The following is a 19710-nucleotide window of genomic DNA, read 5'->3' on the forward strand; positions in this document are numbered from 1 at the left end:
TTGTTCGATGTTCGGTGACTATCGAACATCAACCTAGTGCCCATCGTTCGATGTTCGCAAATCATCGAACAGCTACCATCGGGTTCGTGCGCCACAAGGAGACCGACCCGACCGTCGAGCAGCTGCGCCTGCCCGACGTGATGGCGGCGCTGAGCGACCCGCTGCGCCTGGGCCTGGTCCGCCTGCTGGCCGACGGGGAGGAGCGCAACTTCGGCGAGTTCTGCGCACCGGTGGCGAAGTCGACCCTGAGCCACCACATCCGCACCCTGCGAGCAGCCGGCGTGGTCCACAGCCGCAACGAGGGCACCCGCTGCTACCTGACCCTGCGCCGAGCAGACCTGGACACCCGCTTCCCCAACCTGCTGGACGCAGTACTGGCCGCAGCCACCCAGGACGAGGTAGGCGACCACGTAGGCCTACAAGACACCTAGGCACGCCAACGCAGCCAACGGCAAGCCTCTCCGCCGCGCTCCGCGCGGCCGGGCTCCCAGCCACAAGGGGCCTCCGTGTTCCCCACCGTATGACCTGCCCGAAGGGCTACCACAGATTGCCGGGGTCGGGCCAAAAAGTTTTGCGAGGAACGAGCAAAAGTTTTTCGACCGACCCCGGCAATCTGTGGTCGGCTCCGCCAGGTCATGCGGTGGGGAACACGCAGGCCCTTCCCCCCACTGGAGGCCTCCCCAGCCGCTTTTAGCTTTTGATCTTGAGAGCGCGTCAGCGCGTCAGCTTGAGAGCGAAGCGACCGCTTGAAGCGCTCAAACAGGCATCCACGACCGAGCGGCAGCAACAAGAGAGGCGACGCCGACATCCAAAGTCGGCGAGATCACCGGCGCGAACAACGGCGAATGATTCGCCGGGATGGTCGCCGCCACATGCCGAAGCTCGTCAAACGTCGCAGCCCCGGCGAACGCCGCCGGATCAGCCCCACCCAACAGCCAGTACACCAACGGCACCCCGGCCGCCGTAGCGAAAACCCCCACGTCCTCGCTCCCGGTCACCGGCCCCGGATCCACCACCCGGTCCGCCCCCACCACGGCAGCCAACGCCTCCCCGACCCGGCCGGCAGCCGCCGCATCGTTGACCGCCGCCGGAAAACTGGTCAGCACGGTCACCTCGGGCTCCCGGGGCGCGCCGGACGCCGCCGCCTCCGCCCGCACGATGCGCTCGATCGCGTCCAACGCCCGCGACCGCACCACCGGGTCGAAACTGCGCACGCTGAGCAGCAGTTCGGCGTCGTCGGGGATGATGTTGGCCACCGTGCCCGCCCGCATCGCACCGACCGTCACCACGCACGTGTCCCCGCCCGCGATCTCCCGCGACACCACGGTCTGGAGCCGCAGCACCGTCGCCGCCGCCATGACCACCGGGTCGACCGCCGCCTCCGGCCGGGACCCGTGCCCGCCGCGCCCGTGCAGGACCACCCGCACGGTGTCCGCCGCCGCGAACGCCGGACCCGGCCGCACGCCCAGCACCCCCGCGGGGATCGGGGCCACGTGCTGCCCCAGCACGACGTCGGGCTTGCCGAACCGGTCGAACAAGCCGTCCTCGACCATCGCCTCCGCTCCCCCGCCCACCTCCTCGGCGGGCTGGAAGACGGCGAGCACCGTGCCGCGCCACCCGTCGCGCCCGGCGGCCAACTGCCGCGCCGCACCGATCAGGCACGTCACGTGCACGTCGTGGCCGCACGCGTGCGCCACCGGCACCTGCTCGCCGTCGCGGTCGGCCACGGCGGTGCTCGCGTAGGGCAGGCCGGTCTTCTCCCGCACCGGCAACGCGTCCATGTCCGCGCGCAGCAGGACCGTCGGGCCGTCGCCGTTGCGCAGGACGCCCACCACGCCCGTCCCGCCCACGCCCTCCGTGGTGTCGAAGCCGGCGGCGCGCAGTTCGCGGGCGGCGGTCGCGGCCGTTCGGGTTTCGGCGAAGGCCAGTTCGGGGTGCTGGTGGAGGTCCCGGTACAGGTCGGCGAGGTTCACGCCGATCACTATCGACGGCCGCGCCACACCCGGCAAGCCGACCCGATGCAGTCCGGCAAGCCGACCCAATACAGTACGGATGTAGACACACGCACCGGCGAGGAGCGGCATGCCCAAGGTCATCGACCACGACGAGCGGCGGGAACACATCGTCGACGTGACCTGGGAACTCATCGTCCGCGGCGGGTTCGAGGCGGCGACGATGCGTGAGATCGCCGCCGCCGCCGGGTTCGCCAACGGCGCGCTGAAGCGGTACTTCGCCAGCAAGGACGCCCTGGTCGAGGCCACGTTCGACCGCGCGCTCTCGCAGGTGCACGCGCAGATCGCCGCCGCGACCGCCGACCGCTCGGGCCTGGAGGCGCTGCGCGTGCTGTGCTACGGCGCGATGCCGCTGGACGCGAAGCGGATCACGGCCGGCCGCGTGCTGCTCGCGTTCTGGGACATGTCCCTGGGCAACCGCCGCCTGCACGACCGCTACGCCGAGCACCTGCGGTCGTGGCGCGCGGCGCTGCGCGAGCACATCCGCCAGGGCCGCGCCGACGGCGACATCCGCACCGCGACGCCGGACGAGCAGCTGGTGGACGAGATCGTGCTGATGAACGCGGGGGCCAACGTGATGAGCCTGGTCGGCCCCCGGTTCTCGACGCGCAAGCTCCAGAAGGCGCACCTCGACTCCTTCTTCGACCGCCTGACGCGCCCGTAGGAGTTCACCAGGAGCCGTCGGCACGCACCTCGCGGTCGGCCCACAACGGGTCCAGCGCGGCGCGGAGCTCGGCGCCGTGATCGGTCGCCAGGCGCAGCGCGCCGAGGTTCTCCCGCAACTGCGCGAGCCGGCTCACGCCGATCAGCACGTTGGCCACCGCCGGGTTGGTCAGGCAGAACGCGATGGCCGCCTGCGCGGGCGTCGCGTCGAATCGGGCCGCGACCAGGGCCACCTCGTCGGCCGCCGCGCGGATCGCGTCCCGGATGCCGCCGGGGTCCGCGCCGATCTTGCGCTCGGGGAACTTGCGCCCCGCCAGGATGCCGCCCTCCAGCACGTCCGAGGCCTGCAGCACCAGCCGCCCGGACTCGAACCACGGCCCGTAGTGCTCGCCCTCGGCCATCGACCGGCGCGCCACGCTGTACTTGAGCTGCGCGAACGTCGGCGGCACCAGCCCTTCGGCGGCGGCGAAGTCCAGGGCCGCCGCCAGGTCGCTCGCGACCCAGTTGTTCACACCCCACACCGCGAACCGCCCGGCGCGGATCTGCTCGTTGACGTCGGTGACGATGGCCCGCACGTCCGGCGGTGACAGGTAGTCCCCCACCACCACGCTGTCGAACCGCTCGACCCCGATGCGCTCCAGCGAGGTCGTCAGCTGGCCCTCGAACCCGGTCGCCGGGTACTCCCACAGCCACAGCTTCCCGCACAGGTGGTACTCGTCGCGCCCGATCCCGGCGGCGCGCACGGCCTCGCCGAAGATGATGTCGGTGCGCGCCTGCTCGGCGTGCGGCCCCATGTTGTAGTGCGCGACGTCGAACAGGGTCGCGCCGGCGTCCACCGCGTGCCGCAGCAGCGTGACCGCGTCGGTGAACTCCATGCGGTCCCAGGTGTTCCACGAGCCGAGCCCGAAGACCGGCCACCGCTGTTCGCCCATGAGCACTCCCTCTCGCCGCGCAAGGTTCGGGTTAGTCTACACACATAGACTAAAACCTTGATCCCTTGCGCCGCAGCAAGCATCATGAGGTCGCTTCATCTACATCCGTTGACGGAGGACGCCGTGCCGACACCCCCACCCGCCGACCTGGTGCTCACCGGCGGCACGGTGCTGACCTTCGACGCCCGCGACCGCGAGGCCGACGCGCTGGCCGTCGCCGGCGGGCGCGTGGTCGCGGTCGGCGACGTCGCCGACCTGGTCGGCCCGGACACCCGCGTGGTGGACCTGCGCGGCCGGACGGTCATGCCCGGCGTCAACGACTCCCACCTGCACGGCGCGTGGCTGGGCGCGCTGTGGCCGCGCACCCTGTTCGGCTCGGAGGGCGCGGTCGAGCACGCCGAACCCCTGATCACCGACGCCGAGGGCCGGCGCAAGGCGATCCTGCACACCGGCGACCTGCTGTCCCGGCTCGGCGTCACCAGCTACACCGAACCGGGCCTGGGCCCCGGCGAGGACGCCGGCCCGACCGGCTGCTTCGGCAGCGCGGTGCTCGACGAGTACGCCGCCCTGGCCGCCGAGGGCGAACTGCGCGCCCGCGTCACCGTCCTGCGCCTGTTCGGCGAACTGGACGGCCCCAGCTCACTCCGGGCCTTCGAATCCGGCCTGGCCACCGCGCCGCCGACCGCCGACCCGCGCTGGCTCAACGTCACCGGCGTGAAGATCTTCGCCGACGGCATCCCGCCCATGCGGTCGGCCTGGACCCACCACTGCTACGCCGACGGCACCTCCGGCCACCTGCTGGTCGAGGGCGAGCACGACCCCGACCGCGAGGCCAACCTGCGCGCCATGATCACCCTCGCCCACCGCGCCGGCCACCAGATCGGCGTGCACGCCACCGGCGACCGGACCACCGAGGTCGTGGTCGACGCCCTGGCCGCCGCGATCGCCGCGCACGGCCCGGCGGGCCGCCACTACCTGATCCACGGCGACCTCGTCCCGCCGCACGTGCTGGACCGCCTGCCCGCCCTCGGCATCGGCCTGAACACCCAACCCGGCATCGCGGTCACCACCGCGCCCTGGCTGGCCGCCGCCCTGGGCGAGGACGTGGTGCGCACCGCGTGGCCGCTGCGGGACGCGTTCGAGCGCGGCGTGCGGGTGTGCCTGAGCTCCGACGCGCCGGTGCTCGACCCGGACTGGCGGCGCGGGGTCGCCGCCGCCGCCCAGTGGCTGGACCTGCCCGCGAGCCGCGTCCTGATGCGCCGCCTGCTGCGCGCCTACACAGTGCTGCCCGCGCACCAGGACGGCGCGGAGTCGTGGAAGGGCACGCTGGAGGTCGGCAAGGCGGCCGACCTGTGCGTCCTGGAGACCAACCCGCTCGACGTGGACCCCGCCGACCTGCCGCACGTCGGCGTCGCCATGACCGTCGTGGACGGGCGGGTCGTGTTCGAGGCCTAGAACACCTCTCGCGACCCGCCGAACTCTTACCGCAGCCCCGGGAAAGCCTGGCGCAGCTCGGCGAACAACACCCCGTGCCGCCCGTACCCCATGGTGGCGGCGGCGGTGTGCACGACCTCCACCGCCGCGCGCAGCGGGTCTTCCCCGGTCACCGCGAACAGCACCGGCAGCGCCATCGCCTGCTGGAGGAAGTTGTCGATGCGGCCGTCCGGCGTGGTGATCAGGGTCTGCGGCACGGTCGGGTCGGAGAGCAACCGGTCCCACGGCTCCCGGTCGTCTTCGAACGGCGGCGGCAGCGGCTCACCGCGGTCCACCGCGTCCAAGGCGGGCGCGATCCACGCGACGCCGTCCAACCCCGCCTCCACGCACGCCCGCCGCGCCGCCCACCGGGCGATGCCGCGCTGCACCTGTTCGGGCGCGTCCGCCAACGCGTCGAGCAGCGGCCGGTCCATGCGGGCGAGATTCAGGGCCGGCCGCCGCATCGCCACCAGCCGGGGATCGGGCAGCACCCCGCCCCACTCGCGCACCAGCGCTTCGTGCCGCGCCCGCTCGTCCGCGCGCCGACGCTCCTCCTCGGCCGCGAGGCGGGCGCGTTCCCTCTCCTCGGGCGTCGGCGGCGGGGGTTGCCGGCGGGCGAAGGCGTGCCAGTACCCGGCCTGCGCGCTGGTCTGGCGGACCACGGCGTCGGGCGCGGGCGGCGCGGGCCAGAACTGGAGCAGGTACCGCTCTTGCTCCACGTCCTCCGGCTCGCCCGCGTTATCGCGGTCCATGCCGACGCCGCAGTAGCGCACCCGGTAGTCGGTCTCGGCCAGGCCCAACTCCTCGGACCACTCACCGGCCCACCCCACCAGCGACGCCTCGCCGATCGGCCGGAACGACGCCTCGACGACGTCTTCCCATTCCGCGCCAAGGGAAGGCTCGCTGTCGTGCAGCTCGACGGTGAAGCCGACCTCGCCGGTGTGCAACCCCGTCATGAGGAACAGCGTCCCCGGCACGGCCGCGCCGAGCAGACCGTTGCGCTGCCCGCCGAAGCACGCCCCCATGTCGCCGCCGATCTCGACGTCGCTCTCGACCGACAACTGCCCGTAGTGGACCCACACCGCGTCCTGTAAGAGAACCCGCACGGTTGCACTATCGCGTACGTCCACTCGGGCGGTGTGACGCGGTTCCCGGAACCGGTCGGCGCGGACGTTCGTATTCCCCGGTGTCGGAGGAAGATCGTTGGAAGGGTTGGTGGACCAGGTGACCGACGGCCGCGAGGAACTCGTCCCCCTGCGCACGGACTTCGACGCGGCGTGGCGCGGGTTCGACCGCCGCCAGGTCCGGCACTACGTGGCGGCGGTGGAGGCGGATCTCCGGCTGCTCGCGGTGGACCGCGACGCGGCGGTGGCGCGCGCCGACGACCTCGCGCGCGAACTCGAACGCGCCCGCGCGGAGATCCGGGAGTTGCGGGACACGCTGGACCGGGTGTGCCGCACGCCCGTCGAGCCGGAGGCGTTGTCGGAGCGGCTGCGCCGCATGCTCGAACTCGCGCACGCCGAGGCCGACGAGGTCACCGCGCGGGCGCGCGCGGCGGCGGACCAGGCGTGGGAGACCACCCGCCGCGCGACCGAACGCCTGCGGGAGCGGCACGAGCGCCTGGTCGCCGACCTCGACGCGCGCCGCCACGAGATGGAGACCGAGCACCGCGACCTGCTGCGCCGCACCCGCGACCAGGTGGACGCGACGACCCGCGAGGCCGAACAACGCCGCCGCGACCTGGACGACCAGGCCGCCCGCCTGCGCGCCCGCGTGCAGGCCGACTTCGAGGTCGCCATGGCGGCCCGCCGAGCCGAAGCGCTCCGCGAGGTCGCCGACCAACGCGCCGCGGCACGCGCCTACGCCGAACGGCTCGTCCGCGAGGCGGAGGACCGGGCCCACCGCCTGGTCGCCGAGGCCCGCGCGCGAGCCGACCGGCTCGACGAGCGCCGAGCCGGCATCGCGGAGTCGCTGGCCGAAGCCGAACGCCTGCTGACCGACCTCGACCCCCTGCTCGACCCGCTGCCGGAGGAAGCCGAACTACTCGCCGCCTGACCCGCCCGCCGCTCCTCCGCACACCCAGCGCGACGCACACCGGGCAGCACACGCCGGGCAGCACACAGCGGGCCGCATCCCTTGCCCCGCGATCCCATGTGCACGCCGCGGCCGTGGCCGGGCCCGGTGAGGTGGGGTTGAGACCGGGTGCGCTCGGCGCACCCGGTCCAGGCTCACGCCGACGGTTCCTGGAACACCATGACGGGCACGTCCCGCACGACCCGGGCAGCCGCCACCGGCTCCTGCACGGGCAGCGCGACCACGTCCTCGGCCACGTCCTCGTCGAGGTCGAGGTCGAGGTCGGCCACGACGTCGTGCTCCGCCACGGGCGCCGCGGGCGCGGTCTCGGCCACCAGGTGCTGCTGGGCCTGGTTGATCCACAACAGCCACATCACCTCGTCCCGGTGCCCCCGGAACTCGGCCTTGAGCGCCGACAACGCACCCCGCACCCGAGCGACCAGCACCTGGTCCTCGGCCACGGCCCCCCACACGGCCCGCGCCCCGGCGTCCCGCGCCTTGACCATCAGCCGCACCTGCTCCGCCAACTGGTCGGCCGCGAGCTCCGACCAGGCAGCGGCAACTTTCCGAGCTCGGTTCACAATGCACATCCTCGCTCAGCCGACCCCCTGCCGGTGGGACGACACGGAGTAATCCATCTCTCGTTTCCGCCGTCCGGAATGGACGCCGCCGCTCCAGATCCCGCCAATCGAGACACGTGGAAGACCGGCCTTCGCCAGATCCACAGTGGACCTCGGACGCGGGGTCAGGACAGGGCGAGCAGAGCCCGGACGGTCGTGCCGGCGGGGCCGGTGTGCAGGCGGACCAGGTCGGCCAGGTCGTTGACCATCAGCAACCCCCGCCCCGAGAGCTGCCCCGGCTCGGGGGGCCGCCGCCCGGCCAGCGGGTCGCCCAACGCCCCGCCGTCCCGGACGTCGCACACCAGGTGCCCGTCGGCCTGCCAGACCCCCACCCGGCAGGGCCCGCCGCTGTGGCGCAGGCTGTTGGTGGCCAGCTCGGTGACGATCAGCTCCACGTCGGCCACCCGGTCCGCGGCACCGCACCGCGCCGCCGCGAACCGGCGCGCGTCGGCCAGGTCCCCGGTCGTGGACACCTCGAACACGGCGTCCGCCGGCGGCTCGGGCAGCGGCTCGTTGTAGCGGTCCAGCAGGCCCGGCACGTCGTACTCGGCGCTCTCGTAGGACGACGTCCCCTCCCACACCACGGGATGGGTCACCATCGCGTCCGCGACGGCCCGCTCCGACAACGACGACACGTCGTAGGGGCACAGGATCGTCACGTCCCGGCCGTCGAACGCCAGGTTGATCAACGCCTCGTGCTGGGCGCACGCCGGGTACTCGGTGGCGCTGCGCCCCGCCCACACCGGCTCGCCCACGATCCGGACGTGCCGGTCGCGGTGCCGGTCGGCGAAGCGGCGCAGCACGCGGGCGATGATGCGGCCGGGGTTGCGGCCCTCGACGGCCATGTCCAGCAGCGTCACGTGCGAGGCCAGCGCGCCCAGGCCGGCGCGCACCAGGTCGAGGCGGTCACCCGGCACGGCCATCGCCACCGGGTGGCCGGCGTCGAGGCCCTCGGTCGCGAACGGCACCAGCGCCGCCAGGTACTCCTGGTCGGTGCGGTAGAACAACGCGGGGTGGACGAAGGTGTTCATGGGATCTGCTCCACCCGGACGTCGGGGATGTCGAGGACCTCGACCAGGCGCGCCGCACCGGTGGCGCGGGTGCGCAGGACCAGTTCCCCGCCCCGCCGTCTCGCGGAGTCGGCCAGCATCAGCAACCCGCGGTGGTCGATGAACGACAGTTCCGGCGCGTGCACGACCAGCCCGCCCGAGCCCGTTTCGATGCGTTCCAGCAACGCCCCGAGCAGCTCGTGCCCGGACGCGTCCACCTCCCCGCCCAGTTCGAGGACACCGCCGGCCGGGCCGCTGTCGCCGTGGGGGCGCACGGCCACCGCGTGCAAGCGGAACGGCGCGGGCCGGTTCGCGCACGGGTGCACGCCGGCCAGCTTGGTGACCGCGGGCCGGTCCAGCTGGGTCGTGTCGTAGCCGCACATGGCCGAGAACGGGTTCCCGGCCATGTACCGGTCCACCAGGTGCTCGTAGCGCAGGAAGGCGGCGAGCTGCGCGGGCGTGCGCACCAGCGGCGTCGCCTCCGCCGCGACCCGCAGCCCGGTGTGGCCGGCCGCCAGCGCCTCCTCGGTGGCCGCGGCGTAGGCGCGGACCTGGTCCTCGGGCACGACGACGGAACCACTCGCATAGGTGTCACCCAAAGAGGTGACCTGCGCTGCGCCGGACGCCAAGGCCTCCTCGAACCCGGACAGGACGCCGGCGTCGTCCCCGGCGGCCACGTAGCGGACCCGCTGCCCCAGCGCCAAGCCCTCGGCGAGGTACTCGCGCGCACGGTCCCGGAAATCCGCGATGTCGTCGTACGACCAGCACACGTGGTCGTGGCGACCCAAGTCGCGCGCGTGCTGCACACTCCCCGACCTGCGCATGAGCCAACCCCACCGTGAGAGTCCCGGATCGCCGGGCCGCGCGGGCTGGCTGCTGAACCCGGGGCTACGAATGCCGGTCGCACCCGGCACCCCCGCACTCTACACACCCCGGGTGCCCCCGGAAGAGGACCCGGGGACACCCGAGGCGACGCTCAGAACACCGACACGCCGTACTTGGCCAGCGCCTCGGTGACCGGCTGGTAGAACGTCGTCCCGCCGCGCCGGCAGTCGCCGCTGCCGCCCGAGGTCAGGCCCAGCGCGGTGCCCCGGTCGTACAGCGGCCCGCCGCTGTCGCCGGGTTCGGCGCACACGGTCGTCTGGATCATGCCGCGCACCGTGCCGCCGCCGGAGTAGTGCACGGTCACGTCCAGCGCGGTGACCGTGCCGCTGTGGGTGCCGGTGGTGCTGCCCCGGCGCGTGACGGACTGGCCCACGACCGGGTCGGCCGCCGCCGTGATGTCCGTGCCGCCGACGGTGCCGGAGATCGCGACGGAGGTGTTGGTGTAGCGGACGATGCCGTAGTCGTTGCCGGGGAAGCTCGACCCGGTGCGGTCGCCCAGCCTGGTCCGCTGCCCGGAGTCGGCGAACCAGGCGGTGGCCGAGTCCGTGCAGTGGCCGGCGGTCAGGAAGTAGTACGTGCCGCCGCTGCGCACGTTGAAGCCCAGCGAGCAGCGGTACCCGCCGCCGTAGATGGCGTCGCCGCCGGAGATCAGCGGTGCGAACGTGCCGGCGGCGCGGTCGACGCGGGCCGCTCCCCCGGTGTCCTCGGCCGCCGAGCGCAGGCGCGCCAGGCGGTCGGCGGGCACGGAGTCGTCGGCGGTGACGACGACCTGGTTGGCGGCCGGGTCGAGGGCCAGGGCCGTGCCCGGGGCGCCGGTGTCGAGCGCGGTGCGCACCCGGTCCAGGTGCCGGGTGCTGCGGGTGACCAGGCGGGCCTGGCCGCCCGCCGCGCGCACGGCCGCCGCGGCGGCGTGGTCGGTGACGTTGACGACGAGCCGCCCGGCGTCGAGGTGCGCGCCGGCCGTGCGGTCGGGGCCCAGCGACGACGTGACCGCGGCCAGGTCGGCCGGTGCGGCGGTGGCGGTGGTGGCGGGGACCAGCGCGGTCGCCGCGGCGACGGCGACGACGAGGGCATGACGAACCGTTCTCATAGCTCCGCCCTTTCGCAGGGGCGAGGGGTGCGGGTAGGCGCGGCCCCTCGGACGGGTGTTTGAGACCCGTCCCACCCAACGGGACGGCGGAAGCCCGCACAAGGCTGCGAAGGGCTGACGCTTGCTGCACTGCGGGGGTCCGCAACTCTTTCGGGTTCGCGAACGGCGGCACGGTTTACCCCCCGTTCAGCGGAGGTAACTCCCTGCTGAACGGGTGCGAGCAACGTGTCCGACTTGAGAACGCCCCCAGAGGAGAAGTCATGCGACGTCTTCCGGGCCAAGCCCTTTTCGCCGCCGTCCTCCTGGCCACCGCGGTCACCGCCGCACCCGCCGGCGCGGAGTCCGCCACCGGATACATCGTCCTGCTCGACGAGAACGCGCCGGTGACCTCCGTGGCCGCCGAACTCGGCGTGCAACCGGTGCACTTGTACGAGTCGAGCGTGCGCGGCTATTCGGCGAAGATGACCCCGTCGGACGCCGCCCGCATCGCGGCCGACCCGCGGGTGAAGCTGGTGCAGCCGGACGGCGTGGTCACCACGACCGCGCAGACCCTGCCCACCGGCGTCGACCGCGTGGAGGCCGACCTGAGCCCGACGGCCAAGATCGACGGCAAGGACGAGAAGGTGGACGTGGACGTCGCCGTGATCGACACCGGCATCGACCTGGACCACCCGGACCTCAACGTGCACACCGCCGGCGCGAAGAACTGCTCCACCGGCCAGAGCGCCGACGACGGCAACGGCCACGGCACGCACGTCGCCGGCACCATCGGCGCGCTGGACAACGAGGTCGGCGTCGTCGGCGTCGCGCCCGGCGCGCGGGTGTGGCCGGTGCGGGTGCTCAGCAACAGCGGCAGCGGCACGTGGTCCGACGTCATCTGCGGCATCGACTTCGTCACCGCCAACGCCAAGGACATCGAGGTCGCCAACATGAGCCTCGGCGGCACCGGCAGCGACAGCAAGTGCGGCGCGAACACCGACGTGATGCACGAGGCGATCTGCCGCTCGGTCAAGGCGGGCGTGACCTACGTGGTGGCGGCGGGCAACAGCGCCACCGCCACGACCTCGTTCGTGCCGGCGACCTACGAAGAGGTCATCACGGTCAGCGCGCTGGCCGACTTCAACGGCAAGCCCGAGGGCGGCGCGCCCTCGACGTGCCGCCGGGACGTGGACGACACGTTCGCGGACTTCTCCAACTACGGCGAGGACGTGGACATCATCGCGCCGGGCGTGTGCATCCTGTCCACGTGGCCGAAGGGCGAGCGGTACAACACGATCTCGGGCACGTCGATGGCCAGCCCGCACGTCGCGGGCGCGGCGGCGCTGCACAAGGCGAAGAACCCGACCGCCACGCCGGAGGCCGTGAAGGCAGCGCTGGTCAAGGCAGGCACCGACAAGTGGACCAGGTCCACCGACCCGGACCAGACGCACGAGCCGCTGCTGGACGTGGCGAAGGTCTGATCCACAGTGGACGCGTGTTCCCCCGCGTGCCACGATCGGGGGATGGTGGAGCGGCGGCGCATCGCGGATTCCTACAGCGACACCAACGTCCTGTTCCACCTGCTGCGCCACGTCGGGTGGGGTGACCTGGTCAACGTCGGGTACTACACCGTTCCGACCCTGCACCACGGCCTGGGTGGGCTCGGGTGGTTCCAGCGGGAGTTGCTGCGGCGGTCGTTGGACCTGGTGGGGGCCGAGCCGGGTGACCGGGTGCTGGACGCGTGCTGCGGGCGCGGGTTGTCCACGGCGGTGTTGGCCCAGCGGGGTTGCGACGCCCTGGGTGTGGACGTGCAGCCGGAGCAGGTCGAGGAGTCGCGGCGGCGGTTCGGTGGCCGGCCGGGTGCGTCCTTCGCGGTCGCCGACGTGACGGAGTTGCCGGATTTGGGCGTGTTCGACCGGGTGCACTGCCTGGAGGCGGCTTTCCACTTCGGCCCGGACGGGCGGCGGGCGTTCCTGGGTGAGGCGTTCCGGGTGCTGCGGCCGGGCGGTCGGCTGGTGCTGGTGGACTTCACGTGGCGTTCGGCGGACCCTTCGACCATCGAGACGGTCGACCGGGACGGTGCGGTGCGCTCGGCGTGGTGCTTCGAGGAGATCGAGCCGCTGGACCGGTACGTCGTGCGCGCGCGGGAGGCGGGTTTCGCGGTGACCGCCGTGCACGACTGGACCCGACCGGTGCTGGAACGGCCGATGAGCCTGGCCGGTCCCGTGCTCGCTCTGATGCGGTCACCGCTGGGCCGTCGGGTGCTCCGCTCGCGCTGGCCGGGCCTGCGGGAGCTGAGCCGGGAGGACTGGTCCGCCGCCGCGCGGAGCGTGGTGGCCCACCGCGCTTGGGCCCGTGCCTGCCGCTACACCGCTTTCGTGCTGGACAAGCCCCGGGCCGCCGGCGGGTAGCGATCGGCGCTTCCGGGTAACCCGCGGCCGTACGCTCGACCCACGAGGAGGAGCGATGACCGTTCCCCACCCCGAGCCGCCGTCGCCGCGGCCCACGCCCGGCGAGCCCGACCCGGTTCCCCCGACCCCCATCCCGGACCCGGTGCCGCCGGGGCCCGAACCGCTGCCCCACGACCCCGGTCTGCCACGACCGGAGCCGCTCCCCCGGCCCGACCCCCTGCCGCCCGGCCCCGGCGAGCCGTCCGGTCCGCGATCTCGGGCCACCTGACCTCGGAAGACGCCGAGCCGCACCACCGGGAGGCGATCGACCGCCCGACCCGGACCCTTCGGCTCCTCCAGGTTCAACTCACCACGGACCTGGCCCCCGCCACGACCAGCGGCTGGGCCCCACCAGGTCCGCCCGGTCCTGCGCTGATGCGCCATCCGAGTAGTTATACCGAGGTCACCCGGCGGCACTCGCATATAGCGTGCAGCGAGGAGGTGCCGGAGTGGGGACACGGTTGGCCGGTGTGGCGGTGCATCTGCCCGAACGGCAGGTGGGCACGGACGAGGTCGAACGGCGGGTGGGGCCGTTCACCCCGCCCGCCGGGTTGATCCGGCGGTTGACGGGGATCGGGTCGCGGCACGTGATGCGCGACGACGAGCAGGCGTCGGACCTCGCGGTCGCGGCGGCGCGGAAGTTGTTGGCCGACACCGGCACCGAGCCGGGGGACGTGGACCTGCTGCTGTTCGCGTCGGCCAGCCAGGACATGGTCGAGCCCGCCACCGCGCACATCGTGGCGGCGAAGCTGGAGCTGCGCTGCCCGGTGATGGACGTCAAGAACGCCTGCAACAGCGTGCTGAACGCGATCGAGGTCGCCGACGCGCTGATCGGCGCCGGCCGTTACCGCACGGTGTTGATCGCGAGCGGTGAGTCACCGTCGCGGGCCGTGCGGTGGGAGGTCGGCGGGCTGCGGGAGTTCCTGCGGGCGTTCCCGGGCTACACGCTGTCCGACGCGGGCGCGGCGGTCCTGCTCACCGAGGGCGAGACCGGGATCGTCGGGTGCGGCTTCACCGCCGACTCGACCCAGTGGGACGTCGGCACGCTGCCCGGCGGCGGGTCGCGGCACCCGCGCGACCCCGAGCACACCTACTTCGACCTCGACGGGGCGCGGCTGAAGAGCGCGTTCCTCGGGCTGGGCGGCGGCATCCTGGACAGCACCCTGGACCGGCTGGGCCTGACCTGGGACGACTTCGCCGTGGTCGGCGTGCACCAGGTGTCGTTGCCCTACCTGGACGTGTTCGCCGACCGGGTCGGCGTGCCCAAGGACAAGCTCGTGATCACCCTGCCCGAGCACGGCAACGTGGCGTCGGCGAGCCTGCCGCTGCAACTGGTCACCGCCCAGCGGATGGGCCGCTGCGGACCCGGTGACCTGGTCGCGCTGGTCGGCCTGGCGGGCGGGGTCAGCCTCGGCCTGGTGGTGGTGCGGCTGTGAGCCTGTGGGTGGTCGTGCCCGCGTACAACGAGGAGCGCGGGATCACGGCGACGCTGGAAGCGCTGGCCGCGCAGCAGGACGCGGACTTCACGCTCGTGGTGGTGGACAACGGCTCGACCGACTCGACCGCGGAGGTCGTGCGGCGGTTCGCCGAGGAGCACCCCGAGCTGCGGCTGGAGATCGTCCACGAGCCGGAGAAGGGCACGGGGGCCGCCGCCGACACCGGTATGCGGTACGCCATCGGGCAGGGCGCGCGGTGGCTGGCCCGCACCGACGCCGACTGCCTGCCCGCCCCGGACTGGACCGCCCGGGTCAAGGCCGCGTTCGGCGACGGCCTGCGCCTGGTGTCGGGCCGACTCCTGCCGCGCCGGGACGAAGGGCTGCCGGCGGTGCAGCGGTGGGTGCTGGTCGCCGCCGTCGGGGTCGCGTCGCTGTTCGGCAAGATCCGGCCCGGCAACCGCGACCCGCGCTACCGCGGCCCGTACGTGATGACCGCGGGCTGCAACATGGCGATCACCGCCGAGCTGTACGCGCTGGCCGGCGGGTTCCCCCGGTCCAGGATCGAGGACCTGCACGAGGACCGCGCCCTGGTCAACGCCGTGCGCCTGCACACCCGCGCGTACGGGCCGCGCCGGGACGTCGTGGTGCGCGGCTCCTCGCGGCGGGCGCGGGCGTGGGGCCTGCGCAAGACCCTCGCCTGGTACGCCGACCACCGCTACCGCCCGGACGTCGTGGACATCCGGTGAACTGGGAACTCAAGCTCCAGCTCGCCGCGCACCCGCTGGCCTACCCGCTGGTGCGCGGCCTCGGCCGGATCGCGCCGGTGGTCCGCGTGCCCCGCGTCGGCGTGGTGGTCAGCGACGCCGGGATCGCCAAGCAGGTCCTCAACGACCCGGCGCACTTCACCAAGACCGGTCCCGGTTCGCCCGCCGACCTGTGGACGCCCGTGGTCGGCCCGACGGTGCTGCTGAACATGGAGGGCGCGGCCCACGCCGAACTGCGCCGCAAGCTGTCCGGCCTGTTCACGCCGCGCAGCGTCGCCGACCTGTGCGCCCGCGTGGCCGACGAGCCGGTGCAGCGCCTGCGCGACGACCTCGCCGCCGGGCCGGTGGACCTCGTCCGGGTCGTGCGGCGGCTGGTCGGCGCGGTGATCTGCGAACTGGTCGGGCTGGAGCCCGGCGAGGCGGTCGCGGCGCACGCGGCGGGCACCGCCATCACGTCGATGGTCCGGCTGGGCCGGCCCTCGCTGACCCCGGCGCAGGTGCGGCACGGCCGGCAGGCGCTGGGCACCCTCACCCGGCCCGCCGCGCGGGCCTACGCCGACGGCGACCCGGCCACCGTGCCCGGCCGGATGCGGCGGCTCGGGCTCACCGAGGAGGAGGCGCTGGGCGCGGTGGCCGCGTTCGTCCTCACCGGCACCGAAACCCTGGTGTCCTACGTCCCGCGCCTGGTCGCCCTGCTGCACGACTCCGGGTGGCTGGACCGGCTCGCGCGCGACCGCACGCGGGCCGACGACGTGATCGCCGAGGCGTTGCGGGTGACCGTGCCGTCGCCGGTCATGCTGCGCAGCGTCGCCGCCGACACCGAGGTGGGCGGGGTGCGGGTGCGGGCCGGGGACCGGGTCGTGATCGCGACCATCTCCGCTGCCCGCGCGCTCGGGTCGTTCGACCCGGACCGGCCGCACCCGCCGGACGTGCGGCAACTGTGGTTCGGCGCGGGACCGCACTTCTGCCTCGGGATGCCGTTGGCGTACGCCGAGATCCGGGCCGTGCTGGACGCCGTGCTGGACTGCGCGCCGCTGTCCGTGGTGGAGCGTCGGGCGGCGCGGCGGGTGCTGATCCCGTGCTACGAGAGGCTGGTGGTGCGGCGTGGCTGACCTGCTGGTGGAGGTGTTGCGCGCCGGTCGCGAACACGGCCCGCGGCCCGCGTTGACCGACGCCCGCGGCCGGACGCTGACCCACGCCGAGCTGTCGGCCCGGGTGTTGAGCACCGCGCAACGGTTGCGGGACATGGGTTTCACGCCCGGCACGCGGATGCTGTTCTCCGTCCGACCCGGCCCGGACGCCATCGTGCTGGCGCTGGGGACGGTCGCGGCCGGCGGCACGGTCGTGTTCGTCGACCCCGGCGTCGGGCCGGAGCTGTTCGCCCGACGCACCGAACTGGCCGCGGCGGGCTGGGCGGCGGCGGAGTCCGTGCTGTACGCGGCGAGCGCGCCGGGGCCGCTGCGGGCGCTGGCCCGCAGGCGTGGTTTGCTGCTGCCGAACTACTCCGCGCTGCCGGTGCGGCACATCAGGTCCGGGCCGTGGCTGCCCGGCGTGCCGGTCGGCGCGGTGTCCATGAGGGCCTTGGCGAAACCGGTCGCCGACGCGCCCTTCCCCGAGGCCGACCCGGACCAGGACGCGGTCGTCGTGTTCACCTCCGGCACCACGGCCGCGCCGAAGGCCGTCGTGCACACGCGCGGTTCGCTGGCCGCCGCGCTGGACGCCCTGGCCACGCGGTGCGCGCTGGGCCCGGACAGCCGCGTGCACACCGACCAGCTGATGCTCGGCCTGCCCGCGCTGGTCGCCGGCGCGCACTGGTCCCTGCCGCCGCACGGCTTCGCGCCCGCCGCCGACCCGACCGCCCTCGCCGCCGGCCTCGACGGCGCCACGCACACCTTCCTCGTCCCGACCGACCTCGCCGCCGTCCTGGACAGCGGGGTGGCGCTGCCGCGCTCGCTGCGCCAGGTGCTGCTCGGGTCCGCGCCCGTCCTGCCGCCGCTGCTCGAACGGGCCCGGCGCGCGCTGCCGGACGTGGAGTTGCTGGCCGTGTACGGGATGACGGAGATCCTGCCGGTCGCCATCGCCACCGGCGAGGAGAAGATCGCGCACGGCGGCGATCTGCTGGGCCGGCCGCTGCCCGGCGTGCGGGCGCGGATCGCCGACGACGGCGAACTGCTGGTGTCCGGCCCGAACCTGTGCCGCGGCTACCTGGGCGAACCGCCGCTGACCGAGCACGCCACCGGCGACCTCGCGCGCCTGGACGGCGACCGGCTCGTGCTCACCGGCCGGAAGAAGGACATGATCCTGCGCGGCGGCGCCAACGTGTACCCCGGCCTGCACGAACCGGTCATCGCCGGCCTGCCCGGGGTCGCGGCGGCGGTGCTGGTCGGCGTGCCGGACGAGATCGGCGACGAACGGATCGTGCTGGCCCTGGTGCCCGCGCCGGACGCCGGCCCCGACCTGGCCGACCGCGTGCGGGCCGCGTTGCCGCACCTCATCGACGCCGCCGCGCTGCCCGACGAGATCACCGTGCTGCCCGAACTGCCGGTCACCGGCCGGACCCGCAAGCTCGACCGGTCCGCGTTGCGCGCGAAGCTGGCCCGCTGATGCGGCTCGCGGTGACCGGCGCGACCGGGTTCGTCGGCGGGGCGGTCCGGCGGGCCGCCGAGGCGCGCGGCTGGCGGGTGCACGCCTACGGGTCGCGGGACTGGGACATCGCCGCCGGCCCCCTGCCCGACCCGCCGGAGGTCGACGCCGTGGTGCACTCGGCGGCGGCGGTCACCGACTGGGGTTCGGCCTCGCGCATCCGGCGGGTGAACGTGGCCGGCACGCGGCACGTGCTGGCGTCGTTCCCCGGCGCGCGGTTCGTGCACATGTCGTCGGCGAGCGTGTACGACCCGTTCACGCCGAACGTCAACGCCGTCGAGTCGGCCGCGCCGGTCACGCGGTACCTGACCCCTTACGGCGAGACCAAGGCGGAGGCCGAACGACTGGTTCTGGGCCGCCCGAACACGGTGGTCCTCCGACCGCACGCCGTGTACGGCCCGGGCGATCCGACGCTGTTGCCGCGCGTGCTGAGCGCCATCCGGGGGCGGACGTTGTTCCTGGTCGGGGACGGGCGGGCGCGGCAGTCGCTGACGTCGATCGACAACCTGGTGCAGGCGACCCTGTTGGCGTGCACGGGCGAACCGGGCGTCTACAACGTGGCCGACGCCGAGCCCGTCGTGCTGGAAGAGGCACTGCTGGCACTGCTGGCCGAACGCGGGCTGGACGTGCGCATCCGGCACCTCCCGCTGCGGGTGGCGTGGCCGTTGGCGGCGGTGGCGGAGCCGGTGTGGCGACTGGCCCGCGCCTCGACCCCGCCGCGCCTGACCAGGTACGCGATCAGCCACCTGGCCCACGAACGCACCCTGGACACGACCGCCGCCCGCACCCGCCTGGGGTACGCGCCCACCGCGACCTCCTTCAAGGGCGCGGCGGACTGGTGAGGCCGGTGGGATAGCGTTCGGGCCGTGTACGTGAAGTTGTGCGGCCTGCGGACGGCGTCCGACGTGGCCACCGCTGTGGAGGCCGGCGCGGACGCGGTCGGTTTCGTCCTCACCACCAGCCCCCGCCAGATCGACGCGGAAACCGCGGCGGCGCTGGTCCGCGAGGTGCCGCCCGGCGTGCTGTCGGTGGGAGTGTTCCGGGGCGTCGAGGCGGCGGAGGTCGCGCGGCTGGCGACGTTGACCGGAGTGGGGGCGGTACAGCTGCACGGCGCTTACCCGCGCTCGGCGTTCGACGAGGTCGCGGCGGTGGGCGTGCCGCTGATCCGGGCGGTGAGCCTTCACGCCGAAACGGACGTCCGGGTGGGCGCGTTCGGCGAGGACATGCTGCTGCTGGACTCCCCCGACGCCGGCTCAGGCCACCGTTGGGACCTGGCCGCCCTGGAGGGTGCCCGTCCGGACGGAAGGTGGCTGCTGGCGGGCGGCCTGGACGCGCGCAACGTCAGCGAGGCGGTCGCACAGGCCAAACCGTGGGGCGTGGACGTGTCCAGCGGCGTGGAATCCAGCAGGGGCGTCAAGGACCACGGCCTGATGCGAGACTTCGTAGCCGCCGCCCGCTCCTGACCGCAACGAACCCACACTCCGCAACGGCACTTACGCCGCGCAGCGGCACGCTTTTCGGCTGGGCTCCCAGCCACAAGGGGCCTCCGTGTTCCCCACCGTATGACCTGCCCGAAGGGCTACCACACTTTTCGGGGGTCGGGCCAAAAAGTTTGCGAGGAACGAGCAAAGTTTTTCGACC

At 73.7% G+C, this 19710-nt stretch carries 20 protein-coding genes; 13 read left to right on the forward strand and 7 right to left on the reverse strand.

Annotation, left to right across the window (positions count from 1 at the left end; genetic code table 11):
- The first annotated feature begins 86 nt into the window (after positions 1 to 86).
- Positions 87 to 431 carry an ArsR/SmtB family transcription factor gene (locus ABD126_RS25550; RefSeq protein ID WP_343936451.1) on the forward strand — a complete coding sequence of 115 codons (345 nt, stop codon included), beginning with the start codon at positions 87 to 89 and terminating at the stop codon, positions 429 to 431.
- A gap of 324 nt (positions 432 to 755) precedes the next feature.
- On the opposite strand, the gene ABD126_RS25555 is transcribed toward ABD126_RS25550, so the two are convergent.
- Entirely contained in the window at positions 756 to 1973 is a 1218-nt protein-coding gene (locus ABD126_RS25555) for an amidohydrolase (protein ID WP_343936452.1), read from the reverse strand.
- A 109-nt stretch (positions 1974 to 2082) separates the two neighbouring features.
- Here ABD126_RS25555 and ABD126_RS25560 point away from each other — a divergent pair, with 109 nt between their 5' ends.
- Positions 2083 to 2676, forward strand: a complete 594-nt coding sequence (locus ABD126_RS25560; protein WP_343936453.1) for a TetR/AcrR family transcriptional regulator — start codon at positions 2083 to 2085, stop codon at positions 2674 to 2676.
- 4 nt (positions 2677 to 2680) lie between these two features.
- Here ABD126_RS25560 and ABD126_RS25565 read toward each other — a convergent pair whose 3' ends face one another.
- Positions 2681 to 3607, reverse strand: coding sequence for an aldo/keto reductase (locus ABD126_RS25565; RefSeq protein ID WP_343936454.1), 927 nt, complete (start codon positions 3605 to 3607; stop codon positions 2681 to 2683).
- Between the two features lie 108 nt (positions 3608 to 3715).
- Here ABD126_RS25565 and ABD126_RS25570 point away from each other — a divergent pair, with 108 nt between their 5' ends.
- Positions 3716 to 5062, forward strand: coding sequence for an amidohydrolase (locus ABD126_RS25570; protein ID WP_343936455.1), 1347 nt, complete (start codon positions 3716 to 3718; stop codon positions 5060 to 5062).
- 26 nt (positions 5063 to 5088) lie between these two features.
- Here ABD126_RS25570 and ABD126_RS25575 read toward each other — a convergent pair whose 3' ends face one another.
- The gene (locus ABD126_RS25575; protein WP_343936456.1) at positions 5089 to 6186 is read right to left on the reverse strand and encodes a hypothetical protein; all 1098 of its coding nucleotides are present in this window, start codon (positions 6184 to 6186) and stop codon (positions 5089 to 5091) included.
- 97 nt (positions 6187 to 6283) lie between these two features.
- Between ABD126_RS25575 and ABD126_RS25580 the strand changes: the two genes are divergently transcribed.
- Entirely contained in the window at positions 6284 to 7135 is an 852-nt protein-coding gene (locus ABD126_RS25580; RefSeq protein ID WP_343936457.1) for a coiled-coil domain-containing protein, read from the forward strand.
- A 173-nt stretch (positions 7136 to 7308) separates the two neighbouring features.
- On the opposite strand, the gene ABD126_RS25585 is transcribed toward ABD126_RS25580, so the two are convergent.
- The 4 genes from ABD126_RS25585 to ABD126_RS25600 all read right to left on the reverse strand — a co-directional run bounded on the left by ABD126_RS25585 (position 7309) and on the right by ABD126_RS25600 (position 10797).
- Complete coding sequence (locus tag ABD126_RS25585) at positions 7309 to 7734, reverse strand: hypothetical protein (RefSeq protein ID WP_343936458.1); 426 nt, start codon at positions 7732 to 7734, stop codon at positions 7309 to 7311.
- 164 nt (positions 7735 to 7898) lie between these two features.
- Entirely contained in the window at positions 7899 to 8804 is a 906-nt protein-coding gene (locus ABD126_RS25590) for an anti-sigma factor RsbA family regulatory protein (RefSeq protein WP_343936459.1), read from the reverse strand.
- Positions 8801 to 9646: an MEDS domain-containing protein gene (locus ABD126_RS25595; protein WP_343936460.1), complete on the reverse strand. Its 846-nt coding sequence runs from the start codon at positions 9644 to 9646 to the stop codon at positions 8801 to 8803. Before ABD126_RS25595 ends, ABD126_RS25590 begins: the two co-directional genes overlap by 4 nt.
- Positions 9647 to 9798: 152 nt before the next feature.
- Positions 9799 to 10797, reverse strand: coding sequence for a S1 family peptidase (locus ABD126_RS25600; protein ID WP_343936461.1), 999 nt, complete (start codon positions 10795 to 10797; stop codon positions 9799 to 9801).
- A 260-nt stretch (positions 10798 to 11057) separates the two neighbouring features.
- On the opposite strand from ABD126_RS25600, the gene ABD126_RS25605 reads away from it, so the two are divergent.
- The 9 genes from ABD126_RS25605 (at position 11058) to ABD126_RS25645 (ending at position 19532) form a co-directional block, all read left to right on the forward strand.
- A complete protein-coding gene (locus ABD126_RS25605; RefSeq protein ID WP_343936462.1) occupies positions 11058 to 12257 on the forward strand; it encodes a S8 family peptidase in 1200 nt (399 codons plus the stop codon).
- A 42-nt stretch (positions 12258 to 12299) separates the two neighbouring features.
- A complete protein-coding gene (locus tag ABD126_RS25610; protein WP_343936463.1) occupies positions 12300 to 13187 on the forward strand; it encodes an SAM-dependent methyltransferase in 888 nt (295 codons plus the stop codon).
- 55 nt (positions 13188 to 13242) lie between these two features.
- A complete protein-coding gene (locus ABD126_RS25615) occupies positions 13243 to 13455 on the forward strand; it encodes a hypothetical protein (RefSeq protein ID WP_343936464.1) in 213 nt (70 codons plus the stop codon).
- Positions 13456 to 13675: 220 nt separating this feature from the next.
- Positions 13676 to 14662 (forward strand): 3-oxoacyl-ACP synthase III family protein, encoded by a 987-nt coding sequence (locus ABD126_RS25620; RefSeq protein ID WP_343936465.1) that lies wholly within the window; start codon positions 13676 to 13678, stop codon positions 14660 to 14662.
- Complete coding sequence (locus ABD126_RS25625) at positions 14659 to 15408, forward strand: glycosyltransferase family 2 protein (protein ID WP_343936466.1); 750 nt, start codon at positions 14659 to 14661, stop codon at positions 15406 to 15408. The genes ABD126_RS25620 and ABD126_RS25625 overlap by 4 nt, the downstream gene beginning before the upstream one ends.
- Positions 15405 to 16538 (forward strand): cytochrome P450, encoded by a 1134-nt coding sequence (locus ABD126_RS25630; RefSeq protein ID WP_343936467.1) that lies wholly within the window; start codon positions 15405 to 15407, stop codon positions 16536 to 16538. Before ABD126_RS25625 ends, ABD126_RS25630 begins: the two co-directional genes overlap by 4 nt.
- Positions 16531 to 18030 carry a class I adenylate-forming enzyme family protein gene (locus tag ABD126_RS25635; protein WP_343936468.1) on the forward strand — a complete coding sequence of 500 codons (1500 nt, stop codon included), beginning with the start codon at positions 16531 to 16533 and terminating at the stop codon, positions 18028 to 18030. The genes ABD126_RS25630 and ABD126_RS25635 overlap by 8 nt, the downstream gene beginning before the upstream one ends.
- Entirely contained in the window at positions 18030 to 18911 is an 882-nt protein-coding gene (locus tag ABD126_RS25640; protein ID WP_343936469.1) for an NAD-dependent epimerase/dehydratase family protein, read from the forward strand. The genes ABD126_RS25635 and ABD126_RS25640 overlap by 1 nt, the downstream gene beginning before the upstream one ends.
- A 24-nt stretch (positions 18912 to 18935) precedes the next feature.
- Positions 18936 to 19532 carry a phosphoribosylanthranilate isomerase gene (locus ABD126_RS25645; RefSeq protein WP_343936470.1) on the forward strand — a complete coding sequence of 199 codons (597 nt, stop codon included), beginning with the start codon at positions 18936 to 18938 and terminating at the stop codon, positions 19530 to 19532.
- Positions 19533 to 19710: the final 178 nt, after the last annotated feature.

The organism is Saccharothrix mutabilis subsp. mutabilis (assembly GCF_039521145.1).
Taxonomy (GTDB): domain Bacteria; phylum Actinomycetota; class Actinomycetes; order Mycobacteriales; family Pseudonocardiaceae; genus Actinosynnema; species Actinosynnema mutabilis.

Bases quoted from the DNA above. Each gene is read 5' to 3' on its own strand.
- ABD126_RS25600 (WP_343936461.1), bottom strand. From the start codon at position 10,797: ATGAGAACGGTTCGTCATGCCCTCGTCGTCGCCGTCGCCGCGGCGACC.
- ABD126_RS25595 (WP_343936460.1), bottom strand. From the start codon at position 9,646: ATGCGCAGGTCGGGGAGTGTGCAGCACGCGCGCGACTTGGGTCGCCAC.
- ABD126_RS25610 (WP_343936463.1), top strand. From the start codon at position 12,300: ATGGTGGAGCGGCGGCGCATCGCGGATTCCTACAGCGACACCAACGTC.
- ABD126_RS25615 (WP_343936464.1), top strand. From the start codon at position 13,243: ATGACCGTTCCCCACCCCGAGCCGCCGTCGCCGCGGCCCACGCCCGGC.
- ABD126_RS25640 (WP_343936469.1), top strand. From the start codon at position 18,030: ATGCGGCTCGCGGTGACCGGCGCGACCGGGTTCGTCGGCGGGGCGGTC.
- ABD126_RS25560 (WP_343936453.1), top strand. From the start codon at position 2,083: ATGCCCAAGGTCATCGACCACGACGAGCGGCGGGAACACATCGTCGAC.
- ABD126_RS25565 (WP_343936454.1), bottom strand. From the start codon at position 3,607: ATGGGCGAACAGCGGTGGCCGGTCTTCGGGCTCGGCTCGTGGAACACC.
- ABD126_RS25590 (WP_343936459.1), bottom strand. From the start codon at position 8,804: ATGAACACCTTCGTCCACCCCGCGTTGTTCTACCGCACCGACCAGGAG.
- ABD126_RS25605 (WP_343936462.1), top strand. From the start codon at position 11,058: ATGCGACGTCTTCCGGGCCAAGCCCTTTTCGCCGCCGTCCTCCTGGCC.